15 protein-coding genes are annotated in these 19506 nt (G+C 64.6%); 13 read left to right on the top strand and 2 right to left on the bottom strand.

Annotated elements, in window-relative coordinates; translation table 11 throughout:
• The first annotated feature begins 38 nt into the window (after positions 1–38).
• From QYM46_RS08540 to ndk, 5 genes are all read left to right on the top strand, one after another.
• Positions 39–794: an SDR family oxidoreductase gene (locus tag QYM46_RS08540; RefSeq protein WP_025776802.1), complete on the top strand. Its 756-nt coding sequence runs from the start codon at positions 39–41 to the stop codon at positions 792–794.
• Between the two features lie 314 nt (positions 795–1108).
• Positions 1109–4372: an isoleucine--tRNA ligase gene (ileS, locus tag QYM46_RS08545; RefSeq protein ID WP_432791566.1), complete on the top strand. Its 3264-nt coding sequence runs from the start codon at positions 1109–1111 to the stop codon at positions 4370–4372.
• Positions 4369–5865 (top strand): bifunctional folylpolyglutamate synthase/dihydrofolate synthase, encoded by a 1497-nt coding sequence (locus tag QYM46_RS08550; RefSeq protein WP_432791567.1) that lies wholly within the window; start codon positions 4369–4371, stop codon positions 5863–5865. The genes ileS and QYM46_RS08550 overlap by 4 nt, the downstream gene beginning before the upstream one ends.
• Positions 5862–6227 (top strand): DUF4233 domain-containing protein, encoded by a 366-nt coding sequence (locus QYM46_RS08555; protein WP_025776799.1) that lies wholly within the window; start codon positions 5862–5864, stop codon positions 6225–6227. Before QYM46_RS08550 ends, QYM46_RS08555 begins: the two co-directional genes overlap by 4 nt.
• Positions 6228–6310: 83 nt before the next feature.
• On the top strand, positions 6311–6730 hold the full coding sequence (ndk, locus tag QYM46_RS08560) for a nucleoside-diphosphate kinase (protein ID WP_169252146.1): 420 nt from the start codon (positions 6311–6313) through the stop codon (positions 6728–6730).
• Between the two features lie 153 nt (positions 6731–6883).
• On the opposite strand, the gene QYM46_RS08565 is transcribed toward ndk, so the two are convergent.
• Entirely contained in the window at positions 6884–7531 is a 648-nt protein-coding gene (locus tag QYM46_RS08565; RefSeq protein WP_169252147.1) for a vitamin K epoxide reductase family protein, read from the bottom strand.
• A gap of 301 nt (positions 7532–7832) precedes the next feature.
• Between QYM46_RS08565 and QYM46_RS08570 the strand changes: the two genes are divergently transcribed.
• On the top strand, positions 7833–10814 hold the full coding sequence (locus tag QYM46_RS08570; RefSeq protein WP_432791568.1) for an Rne/Rng family ribonuclease: 2982 nt from the start codon (positions 7833–7835) through the stop codon (positions 10812–10814).
• 86 nt (positions 10815–10900) lie between these two features.
• On the opposite strand, the gene QYM46_RS08575 is transcribed toward QYM46_RS08570, so the two are convergent.
• Positions 10901–11794 (bottom strand): SPFH domain-containing protein, encoded by an 894-nt coding sequence (locus QYM46_RS08575; protein ID WP_432791569.1) that lies wholly within the window; start codon positions 11792–11794, stop codon positions 10901–10903.
• Between the two features lie 641 nt (positions 11795–12435).
• Between QYM46_RS08575 and QYM46_RS08580 the strand changes: the two genes are divergently transcribed.
• The 7 genes from QYM46_RS08580 to QYM46_RS08610 all read left to right on the top strand — a co-directional run bounded on the left by QYM46_RS08580 (position 12436) and on the right by QYM46_RS08610 (position 19355).
• A complete protein-coding gene (locus tag QYM46_RS08580; RefSeq protein ID WP_169252149.1) occupies positions 12436–13965 on the top strand; it encodes an alanine/glycine:cation symporter family protein in 1530 nt (509 codons plus the stop codon).
• Between the two features lie 125 nt (positions 13966–14090).
• Positions 14091–14408 carry a chorismate mutase gene (locus QYM46_RS08585; RefSeq protein ID WP_167195869.1) on the top strand — a complete coding sequence of 106 codons (318 nt, stop codon included), beginning with the start codon at positions 14091–14093 and terminating at the stop codon, positions 14406–14408.
• A gap of 247 nt (positions 14409–14655) precedes the next feature.
• Positions 14656–14964, top strand: a complete 309-nt coding sequence (gene rplU, locus QYM46_RS08590) for a 50S ribosomal protein L21 (RefSeq protein ID WP_025776790.1) — start codon at positions 14656–14658, stop codon at positions 14962–14964.
• Positions 14965–14979: 15 nt separating this feature from the next.
• Positions 14980–15231: a 50S ribosomal protein L27 gene (gene rpmA, locus QYM46_RS08595; RefSeq protein ID WP_025776788.1), complete on the top strand. Its 252-nt coding sequence runs from the start codon at positions 14980–14982 to the stop codon at positions 15229–15231.
• 102 nt (positions 15232–15333) lie between these two features.
• Positions 15334–16899 carry a GTPase ObgE gene (gene obgE / locus QYM46_RS08600; protein ID WP_169252150.1) on the top strand — a complete coding sequence of 522 codons (1566 nt, stop codon included), beginning with the start codon at positions 15334–15336 and terminating at the stop codon, positions 16897–16899.
• Positions 16896–18062 carry a glutamate 5-kinase gene (proB, locus tag QYM46_RS08605; RefSeq protein WP_432791570.1) on the top strand — a complete coding sequence of 389 codons (1167 nt, stop codon included), beginning with the start codon at positions 16896–16898 and terminating at the stop codon, positions 18060–18062. Before obgE ends, proB begins: the two co-directional genes overlap by 4 nt.
• A gap of 3 nt (positions 18063–18065) precedes the next feature.
• Complete coding sequence (locus QYM46_RS08610) at positions 18066–19355, top strand: glutamate-5-semialdehyde dehydrogenase (protein ID WP_432791571.1); 1290 nt, start codon at positions 18066–18068, stop codon at positions 19353–19355.
• The last annotated feature ends 151 nt before the right edge of the window (positions 19356–19506 follow it).

Genomic DNA, 19506 nt, shown 5'->3' on the forward strand with positions numbered 1-19506 from the left:
TCATCACCCACCGACAGACCCGACAGAGGAGAACTCAGATGGAAACGCTCAGAGCAGTCGTCACAGGAGCCAGTTCCGGAATCGGTGCCGCCGCGGTCAGACAGCTGCGAGATCAGGGCTGGGACGTCGTGGCGGTAGCCCGCCGTGAGGACAAGCTCAAGGCTCTCGCCGAGGAGACCGGAGCCGACTACATCGTCGCCGACCTCACCGATGACGCCGCCGTGGCGTCCATGGCCGAGCAGGTGCTCGCCGGGGGAGTCGTCCACTCCCTCGTGGCCAATGCCGGGGCCGCCTTCGGAACAGACACCGTCGCCGAGGCATCGGTCGACGGGTGGCGCGACATGTTCGATATCAACGTCCTCGGTGTGCTGCGCGTGGTCAAGGCCCTGCTTCCGGCGCTCATCGACTCCGGCCGCGGAGACATCGTGGTCATGTCCTCGACCGCGGGTCATCAGGCCTACGAGGGAGGCGGAGGCTATGTCGCTGCGAAGCACGGCACCCACTCCGTTGCGGCGACCCTGCGACTCGAACTCGCCGGCGAACCCGTGCGCGTCATCGAGATCGCCCCCGGAATGGTCGCCACCGATGAGTTCACCTACAAACGTGTCGGCGGTGACGAAGCGAAGGCCGCGAAGGTCTACGAAGGAGTCGAGAATCCGCTGACCGCGGACGACGTCGCCGATGCCATCGTGTATACGCTCACCCGGCCTCACCACTTCAACGTCGATCTCATGGTCATCAGGCCCATCGCCCAGGCCGCCCAGCACAAGGTCGCCCGCAATCGGGGACTGTGAGCGCTCACGGCTTCTGCCCGCGGCCGCCTCGGGGTTGAACTTCGGCAGTAGCCCGCCGGGTGGTCTCGGGCGGAGTCGACGGTATACGATTGTCTTGCGTCGATCCGGCCATCACCGGGGAGCATCCGGAAGAACGGAACCAGCGTCCTGATCGCTGCGTTCTCAGTAGACCCGGACGGGTGGACCCGTCATCGTCTTAGTCAATGAGCGATCCTCAGACTGACCTCAACGGCCAGACCTGCGGATAAGCGAGGTGGTACCGCGGCAGACTGTCGTCCTCGTGACAGTGACCGCAGTGACCCAGAAGGACGCTCATGACTCAGCCTCTCTATCCCAAGGTGTCGACCTCGACGTTCGGCCTCTCGTCGTCCCCGAACTTCCCTGCCATCGAAGACGCTGTGCTGCGCTATTGGCAGGAGGACGACACTTTCAAGGAGTCGATCGCCCAGCGCGACGCCGGTGTCAACGGCGAGAACGAGTTCGTCTTCTACGACGGCCCGCCCTTCGCCAACGGCCTGCCGCACTACGGTCACCTGCTCACCGGCTACGTCAAAGACGTCGTCCCGCGCTTCCAGACGATGCGGGGCAAGAAGGTCGACCGCCGGTTCGGCTGGGACACCCACGGTCTGCCGGCCGAGCTCGAAGCCGAACGTCAGCTGGGCATCACAGACAAGTCCGAGATCGGCCGCATGGGTCTGGCCGCTTTCAACGACGCCTGCCGCTCCTCGGTGCTGCGCTACACCCAGGAGTGGGAAGAGTACGTGACCCGTCAGGGTCGGTGGGTCGATTTCGACAACGACTACAAGACGCTCAATGTCGAATACATGGAAAGCGTCATCTGGGCGTTCAAACAGCTGTGGGACAAGGGCCTCGTCTACGAGGGCTATCGCGTGCTTCCCTACTGCTGGAAGGACGAGACGCCGCTGTCGAACCATGAGCTGCGCATGGACGATGACGTGTACAAGATGCGTCAGGATCCGGCCGTGACCATCGGCTACAAGCTCAAGGACTCCGACGAATGGGTCCTGATCTGGACCACGACGCCATGGACGGTTCCGTCGAACCAAGCAGTGGCCGTCAACCCGGAGATCCCGCTCGTCGCGGTCGTTCCCGGAGAAGACGGAGCAGAAGAGCTCCAGGGCAAGACGCTCATCCTCGCCGAGGCGCGGCTCGGCGCCTACGCCCGTGAGCTCGGTGCCGAACCCCAGGTTCTGCGCACCTTCCCCGGCAGCGAACTCGTCGGCGCCGCCTATGAACCTGCCTTCCCCTACTTCGAGGACCGGCAGGACGAATTCGGCGAGAAGATGCACACGATCCTCGCCGCGGACTTCGTCACCGTCGACGACGGCACCGGAATCGTCCACCAGTCGCCGGCCTTCGGTGAAGAGGACAAGGAGCTCACCGACTCCTTCGGAATCACCGCCGCCCGTCCGGTCGACGACGCCGGTCGCTTCGACACGACCGTTGCCGACTACGCCGGGCAGCAGGTCTTCGACGCGAACAAGGCGATCATCAAGGACCTGCGCAACCACACAGGACCGATGGAGTCGCGGAATGCGCTGCTGGTCCGCCACGAGTCCTACGAACACTCCTACCCCCACTGCTGGCGCTGCCGGAATCCGTTGATCTACCGTGCCGTGTCGTCCTGGTTCGTCCGCGTCACCGAGTTCAAGGACCGCATGGTCGAACTCAACGAGCAGATCAACTGGGTGCCCGACAACGTCAAGCACGGACAGTTCGGCAAATGGCTCGAAAACGCCCGCGACTGGTCGATCTCCCGCAACCGCTTCTGGGGTTCGCCGATCCCGGTGTGGATCTCCTCCGACCCGGCCTACCCGCGCACCGATGTCTACGGTTCTCTGACCGAGATCGAAGCCGATTTCGGACGTCTGCCGCGCAACGACTCCGGCGAGGTCGACCTCCACCGCCCGTGGGTCGACGACCTCACCCGCCCGAACCCGGACGACCCCACGGGCAATTCCGTGATGCAGCGCATCCCGGAGATCTTCGACGTCTGGTTCGACTCCGGCTCGATGAGCTACGCCCAGGTGCACTACCCGTTCGAGAACTCCGAATGGTTCGACAACCATTTCCCGGCCGACTTCATCGTCGAATACGTGGGACAGACCCGCGGCTGGTTCTACCTTCTGCACGTCCTGGCCACAGCGATCTTCGACCGGCCCGCATTCACCAACTGCATCTCCCACGGCATCGTCTTGGGCTCCGACGGGCAGAAGATGTCGAAGTCTCTGCGCAACTACCCCGATGTCAACGAAGTCTTCAACCGCGACGGCTCGGATGCCATGCGCTGGTTCCTCATGGCTTCGTCCATCCTGCGCGGCGGCAACCTCGTCGTCACCGAACAGGGCATCCGCGACGGTGTCCGCCAGGTCGTGCTCCCGCTGTGGAACACATGGCAGTTCTTCGCCACCTACTCCAACGCGGCCGACGGTCCGGCGGGGGCGAAGACCGGCTACCAGGCACAGTCCCGCTACGACTCGTCTCAGGTCCTCGACCGGTACCTGCTGGCCAAGACGCACGACCTCATCAGCGAATTCGCCGAGGCGATGGACAACCTGGACATCTGGGCGGCATGCGAACTCGTCCGCAGCTACCTCGACATGCTCACGAACTGGTACGTGCGCCGTTCGCGCCGCCGGTTCTGGGACGGTGGTGCCGAGACGCACGAGTCCTTCGACGTGTTCTACACCTGCCTGGAGGCCTTCTGCCGAGTGGCTGCACCCCTGCTGCCGTTCACGGTCGAAGAGATCTACCGGGGTCTGACCGGGCAACGGTCGGTGCACTTGGCCGACTATCCGGATGCCGATGTCTTCCCCGCTGACGCCGACCTCGTCGCGGCCATGGATCTCACCCGCGATATCTGCTCTACGGCCTCCTCGGTGCGCAAGGCCAATCAGCTGCGCGTGCGTCTGCCGCTGTCGCAGCTGACCGTCGCCACCGACACGGACCTGAGCTCCGATTTCACCGAGATCATCGCCGATGAGCTCAATGTGCGAACCGTCGAGGTCCTCGACGTCGCCGAGGCGGAGGCCGCCGGATTCTCCCTGTCGCAGAATCTCGTCGTCAACGCCCGTGCCGCGGGGCCCCGTCTGGGCAAGCAGGTCCAGCAGGTCATCAAGGCCTCGAAGACCGGAGACTGGTCCGTTGCCGACGGCACCGTCATCAGCGGCGGAATCGAGCTCGTCGACGGCGAATACACCCTCGAATCGGTCGCCGAGTCCGGCACCGAAGGCATGGAGCTCGCAGCTCTCGACTCCGGCTTCCTCGCCCTCGATACGCGGGTCACCCCGGAACTCGAAGCCGAAGGCATGGCCCGAGATGCCGTGCGTGCCATCCAGGGCATCCGCAAGCAGCTCGACCTCGACATCTCCGACCGGATCGCCGTCACCGTCGAAGCCGGCCCCGAGGCGGTCGCCGCCCTCGAACCCCACGCCGACCTCATCGCCGGCGAGACACTGACGACGTCGCTGGCCTTCGGCCCGGCCGAGTCCGACGCCGCGGTCTTCAGTCCCGAAGAGCTTCCCGGCGGCACCCGTCTGGCGGTGAAGCGCGCATGAGCGACGACACCTCAGCCGAGGATCCGCTGACTGCAGCCGAGGAGCTGCTGGCCGCTGTCGAAGCTCCGCAGTCCGGTGACGAAACGGAGCCGGAGCCCGTCCCGGAGCCGGTCGTCGATGAGGCCACTCGCGCCGAACTCGCCCGCGTCTACGCTCTGCTGCTGGCCCGGGCGGGGGAGACCCAGGTCGAACTGCGCCTCGACGCGACCCGGCGGGCATGTGAGATCCTCGGCGATGTCCACACCGCGGCCCCGACGATCACGATCACGGGAACCAACGGGAAGACCTCGACGGCGCGGATGATCGATTCGCTCATCACCGCTCACGAGCTCCGAGTCGGCCGGTTCACCAGCCCTCACCTGCATTCGGTGACGGAACGGATCTCCGTGGACGGTGCCCCCGTGTCGGCTCACACCTTCGTGCGCATCTATGACGAGATCGCCCCGTATCTCGAGATCGTCGATGCCCAGCTCGAGGCCGAAGGCCGTGCGACGCTGACCTACTTCGAAGCGCTGACCGTCCTGGCCTTCGCTGTGTTCGCCGATGCCCCCGTGGATGTCGTCGTCACCGAGGTCGGCATGGGCGGAGCCTGGGATTCGACGAACGTCGCCGATGCTCAGGTGTGCGTCTTCACGAAGATCGGACTCGATCATCAGGCGTTCCTCGGCGACACCATCGAGGAGATCGCCGCAACCAAAGCCGGCATCCTCGATCGCAGCGTCGCAGACAGCCCGGCCCCGGACCCCGTCGCCGTGTCTGCCGTCCAGGACGAAGCCGCCCAGGCCGTCCTCGATGAGGAAGCCGCTCGTCGCGGGGCTCCGTTGGCCACCGAGGACCGGGACTTCCGTCTCCTCGATCGGCAGCGAGCTGTCGACGGTCAGCTCATCACCGTGCAGGGCCGCAGGGGCGTCTACTCCGACCTGTTCCTTCCCCTGCACGGCATCCACCAAGCTCACAATGCCGCGGTCGCGATCGTCGCGGCCGAAGCCTTCCTCGGCGCCGAAGACAAGCCGCTCGACCAGGAGACCGTGGCCGAGGGGCTGGCCCGGGTGTCCTCGCCGGGCCGTGCCGAGCTCGTGCGCACCGGGCCCAGCGTCGTCGTCGACGGCGCCCACAACCCGGATGCCGCCCATGTGCTCGCCGAGACCCTCACCGAGGCGTTCGACTTCGACTACGTCGTCATAGTGCTGGCGATGCTGGCCGACAAGGACAGCGACGGTGTCATCGAAGAGCTTCACCGCAGCGCCGATGTGTTCGTCGTCAGCGAGAATCTCAACTCCCGGTCGCTGCCGGCAGGCGAGCTCGCCGAGGCGGTCAGGGAATGGGTCGACGAGGATTCGGTCATCGTCGCCTCCGATCTCAATGCCGCCCTGATGAAGGCCATCGACTTGGCCAACAGCGTCGACGCGAAGAGCCCCGGGATCGTCGTCACAGGTTCCATCTATACAGTGGCCGAGGCCCGTCTGCTACTCGGACGGGGGGAGGAGCAGTGAAATCGAAGTATCCCGTCCTGTGCGGATCGATCCTCATCTGCGAACTCGTCGTCGTCTACTTCGCCGTGCTCACGACATTCGGCCTGTCGGTGAAGTCTGCGCAGACCCTGACCCTGGCCCAGCTGCTCATCGGAGCCTCGATCGTCGCTGTGCTGGCGATCATCGCCGTCATCCTGCTGCCGCGTCGGATCGGTGAGAGACGCCCCGGCGTGATCATCGGCTGGGTCGTCCAGGGACTGCTGCTGGCCTCCGGCTTCGTGCTCACCTCGATGTTCTTCGTCGCAGCTCTCTTCATCGCACTGTGGGCAGTGGCCGTCTACTGGTCGGCGCGTATCGATCGTGAGGTCGCAGCGCGGGGCTGACCTGTGAGGGCGCCGAGGCGAGCACCGCCTGGGCGCCCGGGTAGACTGTCCACCGACGTCCACACGCAATCGGAAGGACCGGAATGGAACGTACGCTCATCCTCATCAAACCCGACGGAGTCGCTCGCGGACTCGTCGGACAGATCGTGGCCCGCATCGAAGCCAAGGGCTATGCGATCGACGCCTTGGATCTCCGTTCGGCCACCGCCGCCGAACTGGCAGCCCATTACGCCGAGCACGAAGGCAAGCCCTTCTATCAGCCGCTGGTCGACTTCATGTCCGAGGGACCGATCGTCTCGATCATCGCCTCCGGACACGGTGTCATCCCCGGCTTCCGGTCGCTGGCAGGAGCCACCGACCCGACGGCTGCGGCTCCCGGCACGATCCGCGGCGACCTCGGCCGCGACTGGGGTGAGAACGTGCAGAAGAACCTCGTCCACGGTTCCGACTCGACCGAATCGGCCGAACGCGAGATCGGGATCTGGTACCCGGCCGACGACTGACGGCCGGGCGAAGTTCGCGCACGGCCGAAATCCGAGCCGCGCCGGTCGGATGCAGTGAGGGCGCCCCACCACTCGGTAGGGCGCCCTCACTGATTTCACACATCGAGACCACGCCGGCATCTGCCGGCTCGGATCCCGATTGCGTGCGTCGTATCAGAGCAGATTGGAGAAGAACGCCCAGAACTGTACGACGATGCACGCGAAGATGATGAGCATCCACAGCACGGACAGGGCGATGTTCTCCTTGGCCAGGACCCTCAGCACCGCATTGTCGGCTGTCCGGCGGCCGAAGACTCCGGTGAGGAGATTGCGGGCAGTGACGGCCATGAACATCGGGATCGTCACGGTCCACACGATGATGCACCACGGGCAGCCGACTCCGATCTTGTATATCGAGACATAGAAGAGGAACATCACCAGCGCCACGCCGCAGCCCAGCCCGATGTTCAGCCCCATCATCACCCACCGGGGCAGGCGGGTCCCGGACAGAATGAGCACTCCGAGCAGCAGTGGGATGACGAAGGCCGCGATGCCCATGAGCTGATTGGGAAAGCCCAGAAGCTCTGCTTCGGCATGTTCCATGACCGAACCGCACGAGAAGAAGGGGTTGAGGTCGCAGGAGAGCACGACGTCGGGATTCGCGAGCTTGTCGTATTTCTCCGCCGACAGCGAGAACGAGGCGAGGAAGCCGATGACCGAGGCGATGATGAGGAAGATCCCGAACGGAGCGGATCTGACCACCCACGACGAGGTGGTGCCGGCGGTCTGACGATCATCGGGAGGAGTCAATGTGGTGTTCACCCCTCAAGAATGCCTCGCCGTGTCCAGCGCAGCAAACCCCGTACCACGAGAAACCTCAGCGCAGAAGCACTTCTGTGACATAATGGTCTGACGGATACCTGTTCTCACACCGAACAGGAGAAGTGCCTCCACCGAGTCGAGGGTATGACCTCGCAGGTCGACAACAAGATGAGGCAGCACGGAGGGCCTACGCGCTGAGCGCGAGCCTCACGTGCCATCCACAGGTTTCGGTCCATCGCGGACCATGCAAGGATCCGAAGATCCGTACGGTGTGGACGGAGTCTTCGGACAGGGAGATACGATGAACGATACGTCGAACGACGGTACAGAGTCGACAGATCCGACCGAAGGCATTCTCGCGGACCTCGCGAATCTGCAGCAGACGGTCAGTGCCAAGAACGCCGAACACGATGATGTCGACGACACCGTGCGTGCACGTCTCGATGACATCGCCGAGGCAGCCGAATCGCTGCGCATCGGCGATGCCGATGACGACGGCGATGCGGACGAACCCGCCCCTCGCCGAGGCGGGCCGAAGTCAGCACGTGAAGCCGTGGCCAATCGCGGGCTCGTCTTCGAGGAGTTCGTCCGAAGTGACTCGTCTGACGACAGCGACGACGATTCCGATGGCAGCGGGGACTCTGATGACCGGGACTCTGACGACGGGGACTCCGGTCGCGCGCCGGAGACGGCTCAGGCTTCGCCGAGCTTCGACCCGCGCAATCCCTTCGCGGCACCTGCCCCGCCGGTTGCCGCCCCCGAACCCCGCACTGCCCCTGCGGTGCCCTATGACGGCGGCCTGATCTTCCAGGTGCCGAAGGCCGAACATGCCGAGGTCGTCACGATCGAGGACGACTCCGACGCCGACTGGGACGATTCCCGCGACTCCGATGACGACTCCTCGTCCCCACAGGAGAACAGGCAGAACGACAACGATGAGGATGAGTCCGCAGGCGGTCCGCGCCGGCGCCGGGGCGGCCGCGGGCGTCGTTCGCGCAATCGCGATGACTCACACGACGATTCCGCGGACTCCGCCGATGATTCGAAGGATTCCGAGGACGAGACCTCGGATGCCGCCGAAGGGCAGAGTTCGAAGTCGTCGAAGCGAGGATCACGGTCGAACAGACGCGGTTCGAAGCAGAGCTCCGATGCGGACGGCGATGACTCGCAGTCGAAGTCGGATCATAAGGACTCCGACCACAAGGACTCCGACGATTCCCATTCGGACGAAGACGACGATGACTCCGACTCCGGTGCGCGCCGGCGCCGCCGCCGTCGTTCCCGCACTCGCAGCACCGATCGCGACGAGGTCACCTCGCTCAAGGGATCGACCCGGCTCGAGGCCAAGCGCCAGCGGCGCAAGGAGGGGCGCGAGGCCGGACGTCGTCGTCCCATCATCACCGAGGCCGAGTTCCTCGCCCGGCGTGAGTCCGTCGACCGCACCATGCTGGTGCGGGAGAGCGGCGACCAGACACAGCTCGTCGTCGTCGAGGACGGGATCGCAGTCGAGCACTACCTCAAGGAGAACCGTCAGCAGTCATCGCTGATCGGCAACGTCTACCTGGGCAAGGTCCAGAACGTGCTGCCGAGCATGGAAGCGGCGTTCATCGACATCGGCAAGGGCCGCAACGCCGTGCTCTATGCCGGTGAAGTCAACTGGGACGCACTCGGCATGGACGGCAAGGCGCGCCGCATCGAAACCGCGCTGAGTCCCGGTGATGCCGTGCTCGTGCAGGTGACGAAGGATCCGATCGGGCACAAGGGTGCCCGGCTGACCGGTCAGATCTCACTGCCCGGGCGCTTCCTCGTCTACGTGCCCGGCAACTCGATGACCGGAATCTCACGGAAGCTGCCCGACAATGAGCGGGCACGCCTGAAGAAGCTGCTCAAACAGCTCGTCGGCGATTCGAACGGCGTCATCGTGCGCACCGCCGCCGAAGGCGCCACCGACTCCGATCTCTCGCGTGACGTCGAACGTCTCGCCAAGCGGTGGGAGACGATCGAGAAGAAGTCGAAGTCGACGAAGGTGCTGGCGCCGCAGCTGCTCTACAGTGAGCCCGACATGATCGTGCGCATCATCCGAGACGTCTTCAACGAGGACTTCAGTTCGCTCGTCATCGACGGCGACAGTGCATGGGACACGATCCACGAGTACGTCGAATCGGTGGCCCCGGACCTGCTCGAACGCGTCCACAGCTACAACGAGGACGAGGACATCTTCGACCACTACCGGATCGAAGAGCAGATCCAGAAGGCGCTCCAGCGGACGGTGAGTCTGCCCTCGGGAGGGTCCCTCGTCATCGACCGCACAGAAGCGATGACGGTCGTCGACGTCAACACCGGCAAATTCACCGGTTCCGGAGGCAATCTCGAAGAGACGGTGACCCGCAACAACCTCGAAGCCGCCGAGGAGGTCATTCGGCAGATCCGTCTGCGTGACATCGGCGGCATCATCGTCGTCGACTTCATCGACATGGTGCTCGAATCCAACCGGGATCTCGTGGTGCGCCGCCTCGTCGAGTGTCTCGGTCGAGACCGGACGAAGCATCAGGTCGCCGAGGTGACGTCGCTGGGTCTCGTACAGATGACGCGCAAACGCATCGGCACCGGACTCGCCGAATCCCTGGTCAGCGCCGGTGAGGACCTCACCGGGCGAGGACTGCTGCTGCCCGGATCGGAAGAAGACGGTTCGAAGGCTCACCGCGGCAACCGGTCCAATCACGACAACCGCCGTGACCGTAAGCGTCGGAGTGGCTCCGGATCGAAGGCCAAGCACAACGAGTCCGAGTCGACCGAGGAGACCGTGTCATCGGATGCGTCCCGGTCGGCCGTCGCCGCGATCGCGAAAGCCACGCTGAAGAAGGACGACACCGAATCGGCCGAGTCGACGACGTCCGACGCTTCGTCTCAGTCTGCCGACTCGTCGAGCAGCGACGAGACCGGCAAATCCCGCTCGCGTTCACGCAACGGTCGCCGCCGGTCCCGTTCGGACCGCAACGACGATTCACAGTCGGAGAAGACCGACGAGAAGTCGAACGCAGATAAGTCGAGCAGCGACGAACAGGCGCCGGCTGCCGAACGGAAGCCTGCGCCCGATACGAAACCGGCCGCCGAAGAGCCGCAGGACCTGCCGCTGATGATCGGCGCGGACAGTGAGACGAAGGTCGCTGCCGCCGCACCGGTCAAGGCCGCTCCGGCGAAGAAGAGCGAATCGGTGAAGAAGTCTCCTGCCCCCAAGCAGGAACAGCTGCCGACCTCGTTCGTCATCATCGGTCAGGACTGACACCTGTCCTTCGCTGAAACGGCAAACGCCCCGTCGACATCCGTCGACGGGGCGCTGTCGTGTTCGGCAGGCGCGGCTCGGACCGGTCAGCCTGCCGACTGCTGATTGCGGGTGGTGCTGATCGTCGGCTGCGCCGCCTGATCACCGCAGAGAACGATCATCAGATTGGACACGAGATCGCTGCGTTCGGACTGCCCGAGCCTGACGATCTGACGTCCTTCGATCTCTTCGATCGCTGTCTCCACCATGCCGACCGCGCCTTCGACGATGAGCTGACGAGCGGCAACAACGGCTGTGGCCTGCTGGCGCTGGAGCATGGCACGCGCGATCTCCGGAGCATAGGCCAATTGGGTGATGCGCGATTCGATGACGGTGACGCCGGCGGCCATGACTCTGGCGGCGACCTCATCGGAGAGTCGCGAGGTGATCTCGTCGGCGTTGTCGCGCAGAGACATGCGGCGTGGATCCGAGGAATCGTAGGCGTAGGAGTTCGCGATGTGCCGAACGGCGGTCTCCGCCTGGATGGCGACGAACTCCTCGAAGTCATCGACCTCGAACATCGCCTGCGCGGTGTCCCTGACCTGCCAGACGACGACGGCGCCGATCTCGATGGGATTGCCGTCGAGATCGTTGACCTTCAGAGTCGAGGTCTCATGATTGCGGATGCGCGTCGAGATCTGGTCCTTCGTATAGAAGGGATTGACGAATCGCAGTCCCGATTGTCTGACCGTGCCGACGTACTTGCCGTAGAGCTGGAGGACGACGGCATGTCCGGGCGCCACCGAGGTGCATCCTCTGAACAGGAACATCGAGGCGATGAAGCACAGCACGGCGACGATGAAGAGGACGACGCCGACGGCGACCTGGGCGAAGCTCATGACGAAGCCGATGATGCCCATGAGCACAGCGGCGAGGAGCAGGGCGATGGCACCGACGATAGCGAAATAGCCCGAGACCCCGCCGGCCGGCTTCTCGCGCACGCGTTCACCGTCGGGGGAGACGATGCGCGTGGGGGCCGAGTTGGGCTGTCCTGGCCCTGAGGGAGGCCGACCGGAGTCCGGCGCCTGCACAGGTGAGCGTCGGGGCCCGCGGGCCGGTGTCGGCGATGCGGCGGGTCCAGCGCCGGAATTCGGCCCCGGACCTGAACCAGGACCCTGTTCGGGGTGCCGACTCCGTCGTGCCGCCGGCAGAGGTGAGCCTTCACCGTGGTGCGGCGGGGCACCGGTGTTCGCTTGAGCTCCAGCGGGCGGACCATACTGTGCCGTCGACTCCGAACCTCCGATCGACCCGGACTGAGCGCCCTGGGACCCATAGTGCCCGTTGGGGTTCGTCACTGCCTCCGCACCGGGGTATGCCGAAGGCTGACCGTGGCCGGATTGGATGTGAGTGCTCGGATCTCCGCTGGGAATCGGGCCTCGATCGGCGGATGAGTTGGGGGTTCGAGGCGGCCGCTGACCTGGTTGCTGAGGGTTCTGAGTCATGTTCCCAGTTTAGGCCAGTTGATGAGACGCGAATCTCAGATGGCCGCAGAGCCCCCTGTTTCGTAACGGTTCGATAACTGAAAGCGTTCCATAAGGTGGAACGCTTGAATGTGACGCAAGTCTCAGTAAGTTGTCACACTATGAACAATCTTCATATCTCAGCAGCGCCGGTCTCTCCGGTCGACGATGCCATCAACTCATGGTTCGATCCGATCGCGACGTGGTTCGGCAGCGTCATCTTCTTTCCGATCACCATCGGATCGATCTCGTTTCCCTTCGTCGTCCTGTGGCTGATCTTCGCGGCCGGGGTCTTCACTGTCTACTTCGGTTTCATCCAAGCTCGAGGGGCGAAGCTGTCGCTCGAGATCATCCGCGGGAAATTCTCCTCGAAGTCCGACCCTGGTGAGGTCACCCACTTCCAAGCCCTCGCCTCTGCACTGTCGGGAACCGTCGGTCTCGGCAATATCGCCGGTGTCGGTGTCGCCATCGCCCTCGGAGGTCCAGGAGCGACCTTCTGGATGATCATCGCCGGTCTCTTGGGCATGTGCACGAAGTTCGTCGAGTGCACTCTCGGAGTGAAATACCGTGAGATCGACGAGAACGGCGTGGTCCACGGCGGACCATTCAAGTACCTCCCTGTGGCCTTCCGCCGCTTCTCCAAGCCGGTGGCAACGGTGCTCACCGGACTGTTCGCCATCGCAATCCTCATCTTCGGCGTCGTCGGCGGCGGCATGTTCCAGGCCAATCAGACCTTTGCCCAGGTCCGCACGGCCACGGGCGGCGACGACGGGTTCCTCGCCGGGCCCTTCGCCTCGCTGATCTTCGGAATCATCTTCGCGGCGCTCGTCGCCCTGGTCATCCTCGGCGGCATCCGTTCGATTGCGAAGGTCACTGACAAGCTCGTCCCCGGGATGGCGATCTTCTACGTCATCTCATGCCTCCTCGTGCTCGGGCTCAACTTCACGAACATCCCGAGCGCCATCGGTGAGATCTTCGCCGGGGCGTTCAACCCGCAGGGTGTGGCCGGCGGCATCGTCGGAGTCATGATCATCGGCTTCCAGCGGTCGGCGTTCTCCAACGAGGCCGGCATCGGCTCGGCACCGATCGCCCATTCGGCGGTCAAGACCCGCCGTCCGATCTCCGAGGGATTCGTTGCACTCCTCGAGCCCTTCATCGATACGGTCGTCGTCTGCACCATGACAGCGCTGACCATCATCGTCGCCAATCAGGCCTCCTACCGAGAGGACCTCGGTGCCGGTGAGATCGGGGGAGTGGCCCTGACCTCGGACGCCTTCTCCACCGTGGCCTCGTGGTACCCGATCCTGCTGGCCATCGCTGTCGCGCTGTTCGCCTTCTCGACCCTCATCACCTGGGCGTACTACGGAGAGCAGGCATGGAGCTACCTGTTCGGCAATGCGAAGGCCAGCGTCACCGTCTTCCGCACACTGGTCTGCCTCTTCGTCGTCGTCGGCTGTGTGGCGACCTTCTCGAAGGTCGTCGAGTTCGCGGATGCCGCACTCTTCATGTGTGCCTTCATCAACATCCTCGGCCTCTACATGCTCATGCCGGTGGTCAAGAAGGAGATGAAGAAGTACCTCGCCGACCGCAGGGCCGGAACGTTGAACGACCCGGACACGGTCGACGCGGTCCCGGTCGACCAGCCCGCCTGAATCTGAGCCACCTCAACCGGACGGGGTCCTCGACCGGAAGAGGCCGCCTCGATCAAGGATGCCTGTGCGCCGCGCCCATTCGGACGCGGCGCACAGGCATGCCGGGCCGTCGATAGAATGGGCGCGTGGATGAGAACAGAGACGACAGAACACGCGCAGTCGAACGGCTGCAGGAGCTGCGGGGCAGCATCGACAATATCGATGCCTCCCTCGTCCATCTCCTCGCCGAGCGCTTCAAGCTCACAGAGCGCGTCGGTGAACTCAAGGCCGACCACGGTCTGCCTCCGGCCGACGAGTCCCGGGAGGCCAGGCAGGTCGCCCGGCTGCGAGAGCTCGCCGAGGAGTCCCACCTGGATCCCGAGTTCGCGGAGAAGTTCCTGGCGTTCATCGTCGCCGAGGTCATCCGTCGGCACGAACGCATTGCGGAGTCGCGCGAGAGCTGAGTCGCAGATGCGAGGATCACGCCCTTTCTGCGGATGGACGAGAGATGACTCACAATACGCAGATCGTCCGCCTGCCGATGGGGCGTGGGTTTGCCGATGCCGTGTGCTCTCGATTAGACTTGACCGTCGGTGCGCGTGACGCGCCACGGCTGGTGATTCCTCTCAATGGGATGTCTGCGGGTTCGTCCCGAGTCAGCCAAGGGACAACCGCCGTTCGTTTGTGTTTTAGCAGAAAGAGGGTTCGAGCATGGTCTATGCCATCGTCCGTGCCGGGGGCCACCAGGAAAAGGTGAGCGTCGGCGATATCATCACAGTCAACCGCATGAAGGCGAAGGCTGGAGACAGCGTCGAACTCGATGCCGTACTTCTTGTCGACGGTGAGACGGTCACGACCGATCCCGACGCTCTGGCGAAGGTCTCGGTCAGCGCTGAGGTCGCCGGTGAACTCCGCGGTCCCAAGATTGTGATCCAGAAGTACAAGAACAAGACCGGGTACAAGAAGCGTCAGGGCCACCGCCAGGACCTCACCCGTCTGAAGATCACGAACATCAAGTAAGAGGAGTCTTCTCACATGGCAAGCAAAAAGGGAGTCAGCTCGACCCGCAACGGTCGCGACTCGAACCCACAGTACCTCGGCGTGAAGCGCTTCGGCGGCCAGGCCGTCAAGGCCGGCGAGATCATCGTCCGCCAGCGCGGAACCAAGTTCCACCCCGGAGCCAATGTCGGCCGTGGAGGAGACGATACCCTCTTCGCTCTGACAGCCGGAGCCGTCGAATTCGGCACCCGCAACGGTCGCAAGATCGTCAACATCGTCGGAGCCTGATCCTCCCCGGATCCGTTCCGTCGTCAATATGATCTCTCCCTGAGTCAAGGGAGCATGAAGGGTGAGTCGAACGACTCACCCTTCATCTGATATAAGGACATTATGGCCACCGAGTTCGTAGACCGTGTCACCGTTCATCTCGCCGCAGGCGCAGGTGGGAACGGGTGTGCCTCGATCAGGCGTGAGAAGTTCAAACCGCTCGGCGGACCCGACGGCGCCGACGGCGGCAACGGCGGGAACATCATCTTCCGTGTCGACCGCCAGACCACGACCCTGCTTCCCCTCCACCACCGTCCGCACGTGCGTGCCGATGACGGCGGGATCGGCAAGGGCGACCTGAGACACGGCGCCGACGGAAGAGACCTCATCGTCGACGTTCCCGAAGGCACGGTCGTGAAGAACACCAACGGCGATGTCATCGCCGACCTCGTCGATGACGGAACCGAGTTCACCGCTGCCGCCGGAGGCCGCGGCGGTCTGGGCAATGCGGCACTGGCATCGACGAAGCGCAAGGCCCCCGGCTTCGCGCTCCTCGGCGAGCCCGGACAGACGCTGAGCCTGGTGCTCGAACTCAAGACGATCGCCGATATCGCCCTTGTGGGCTACCCATCGGCGGGCAAGTCGAGCCTCATCGCCGCTCTCTCGGCCGCGAAGCCGAAGATCGCCGACTACCCGTTCACCACGCTCGTGCCCAACCTCGGGGTCGTTCAGGCCGGCGAGACGCGTTACACGGTCGCCGACGTTCCGGGGCTCATCCCCGGAGCATCGGAGGGCAAGGGACTCGGCCTCGAGTTCCTCCGCCACGTCGAACGCTGCGCGGGACTCGTCCATGTCATCGACATGGCCACGTGGGAGCCCGGACGCGATCCCGTCTCCGACCTCACGATCATCGAATCCGAACTCGCCGCCTATGCCGTCGACCTCGACGACGGCAGCGGACTCCTCCCGCTGTCCGAGCGACCGAAGCTCGTGGCACTGAACAAGGTCGACATCCCCGACGGACGTGACCTCGCCGATATCGTCCGACCCGACCTCGAGGCTGCCGGCTACCGGGTCTTCGAGATCTCCGCTGTCAGCCATGCCGGCCTGCGGGAACTCTCGTTCGCCATGGCCGAACTCGTGCTCGCCGAGCGGGAGCGCCGCGCCGAGCTGGAAGCGACACCGCAGCGCGTCGTCATCCGTCCGAAAGCCGTCGACGATCGCGGATTCGAAGTCCGTTCCGAACGCAGTGCCGACGGTCCGCTGTTCCGTGTCCTCGGCGACAAGCCTCGGCGATGGGTGCAGCAGACGGACTTCGGCAACGACGAGGCCGTCGGCTACCTCGCCGACCGGCTCGAGCACCTCGGTGTCGAAGAGGCCCTGTTCAAAGCCGGTGCCAAACCCGGTGACACAATCGTCGTCGGCGGAGACGATGGAGTCGTCTTCGACTGGGATCCCACGACCGTCGGCGGTGCCGAGCTGCTGGGCTCGCGTGGATCGGACGCCCGGCTCGACGAGGAGTCGCGCGCCACTCGCAAGGAGCGGAAAGCCGCCTATCACGAGAAGATGGATGCGAAGGCCGCGACTCGGGCGGAGTTCGAACAGGAGCGCCTGGCCGAACGTGCACACCGTGAGAGCGCTGACGGTGCACCTGCGACGGAGTCTGCCGAGGGAGCCGGCGAAGAGTGAGCGCCGCAGTTCAGTCGGACTCCTCCGCAGCGTCCGTCCGTGAAGATATCGCGCGTGCCCGTCGTGTCGTCGTCAAGGTCGGCTCCTCCTCGCTGACGACCATCGACGGCGGACTCGACGAAGCCAAACTCATCGCCCTGACAGATGTGATCGGTGCCCACCGGTCGGCCGGTCACGAAGTCATCCTCGTCTCCTCCGGTGCGATCGCTGCTGGGCTGGAACCCATGGGACTGAGGAAGCGCCCGAGGGATCTGGCCAGCCAGCAGGCGGCCGCCGGAGTCGGCCAGGGACTGCTCATGGCCGCCTATACGCGGGCTCTGGGGCGCTACGACCTCGTTCCCGGTCAGGTGCTGCTGAGCGCCGACGACCTCATCCGCCGCACCCAGTACAAGAACGCCCAGCGTGCGATCGACAAACTCCTGGCCCTGGGTACGCTGCCCATCGTCAATGAGAACGACGCTGTGGCGACCGAAGAGATCCGCTTCGGCGACAACGACCGCCTGGCCGCGCTGGTCGCCCACCTCGCCCACGCCGATGCGCTGGTGCTGCTGTCGGATGTCGACGCGCTCTACTCTGGTCCTCCGGATCAGCCCGGCTCTCGGCTGATCGACAGCGTCCACGGTCCACGTGACCTCGACGAACTCGCCATCGGCGGCGTCGGGACCGCCGGCACGGGCACCGGAGGAATGGCCACGAAGGTCGAGGCCGCCATCATGGTCGCCGATTCCGGTATTCCGGCCGTGCTGACCTCGGCACCGCAGGCCGCCTCGGCGCTGGCCGGCGAGAATGTCGGCACGTATTTCACGGTCACACACAAACGTCGGGGCACCCGTCTTCTGTGGCTGCGCCATCTCGCTCGCACCTTCGGCTCGATCACGATCGACCACGGAGCCGAGGCCGCTGTGCTCTCCCGTGGAACCTCCCTGCTCGCGGCCGGTGTCACCGCGTGCAGCGGAGAGTTCGAGGCCGGTGATCCGGTCGAGATCCGCAACCCTGCCGGTGACGTCATCGCTCGCGGTATGTCGAACTTCTCCTCGGCGGAGCTGCCGCTGATGTTCCGGTCCACGACCGAGGAACTTGGCACCCGTCTGGGAAGTGACTACCGTAAAGAGGTCATCCATCGAAACGATCTCGTTCTCACACACGTGAGCGGGGGGAGATAGCCCATGACAGCAGCAGCCGAGATCCACCCGAAGACCGTGCGCGGAGTCACCCGCATCGTACGCAATGCCAAGGCCGCGTCGAGTCTGTTGGCGACGACCTCGACCGCGGAGAAGAATGCAGCGCTCGGTGCCATCGCCGACGCTCTGCGCAGCAGCACCGACCGCATCGTCAAAGCCAACGATGCCGATATCGCAGCCGGCACCGAGAACGGGATGAGCGACGCTCTTCTCGATCGTCTCCGCCTCGACGCCGATCGCATCGCCGCGATCGCCGATTCCGTCGAGGACGTCATCGACCTGGCTGACCCCGTCGGCGATGTCGTCGTCGGCCGGACTCTGCCCAACGGCATCCGGCTCACCCAGAATCGCGTGCCCATGGGTGTCATCGGCGCGATCTACGAAGCCCGTCCGAACGTCACCGTCGACATCGCCGTCCTCGCCCTCAAGTCCGGCAATGCCTCGGTCCTGCGCGGCGGGTCGGCGGCCCAGAACTCGAACACGGAGATCATCTCCATCCTCCGCCGCGCAGTCGAATCGGCGGGACTGCCGGCCGACTCGATCAGCGGCATCGACCAGTACGGACGCGAGGGTGCGCACGTGCTCATGAACGCCCGCGACTACGTCGATCTGCTCATTCCCCGAGGCGGCGCCGATCTGATCAACATGGTCGTGCAGGAATCGATCGTGCCCGTCATCGAAACCGGGGTGGGCAATGTGCACATGTTCATCGACTCCACGGCCACCGTGAAGACCTCCGTCGACCTCGTCCTGAATTCGAAGACGCAGCGTCCCAGCGTGTGCAACTCGCTGGAGACCCTCCTCGTCCATGAGAAAGCCGCGAAGCGTGTGCTGCCGAAGATCCTCGAGCGGCTCGACGGCGCCGGCGTCATCGTCCACGCCGACTCGGATGTCTCAGCAATGGCCCCCGCGGGGATGAAGGTTCGCCGGGTGTCGCGACGCGACTGGGCCAAGGAGTACCTGGGACTGGAGATCGCGATCAAACTCGTCTCCGGGATCGAAGAGGCCATCGACCACATCCGCGCCTACAGCTCCGGCCACACCGAAGTGATCGTGACGAAGGACCTCGACAACGCGGACACCTTCGTCGCCGCCATCGATGCCGCAGCGGTGGGGGTCAACGTCTCCACCCGTTTCACCGACGGGGGAGAACTGGGCTTCGGCGCAGAGGTGGGGATCTCCACCCAGAAGCTGCATGCGCGCGGTCCCATGGGGCTCGAACAGCTGACGACGACGAAGTGGGTGATGATGGGCAACGGCCAGGTCCGTTCCTGAATCTCCAGCGATTCCGACACCCGACCAAGCGGTTGGCGACCTCCGGATGAGGGGGAGCCGTCGGAAGAGGAAGATGTCATGTCGATGCCGGATTCCTGGGTCGTTCATGAGAAACTGAGAAGGTAATGACGCCGATGCGCTTGTGCGCGTC

Origin of the sequence: Brevibacterium sp. K11IcPPYGO002, from assembly GCF_050920635.1 — a bacterium.
Taxonomy (GTDB): Bacteria; Actinomycetota; Actinomycetes; order Actinomycetales; family Brevibacteriaceae; genus Brevibacterium.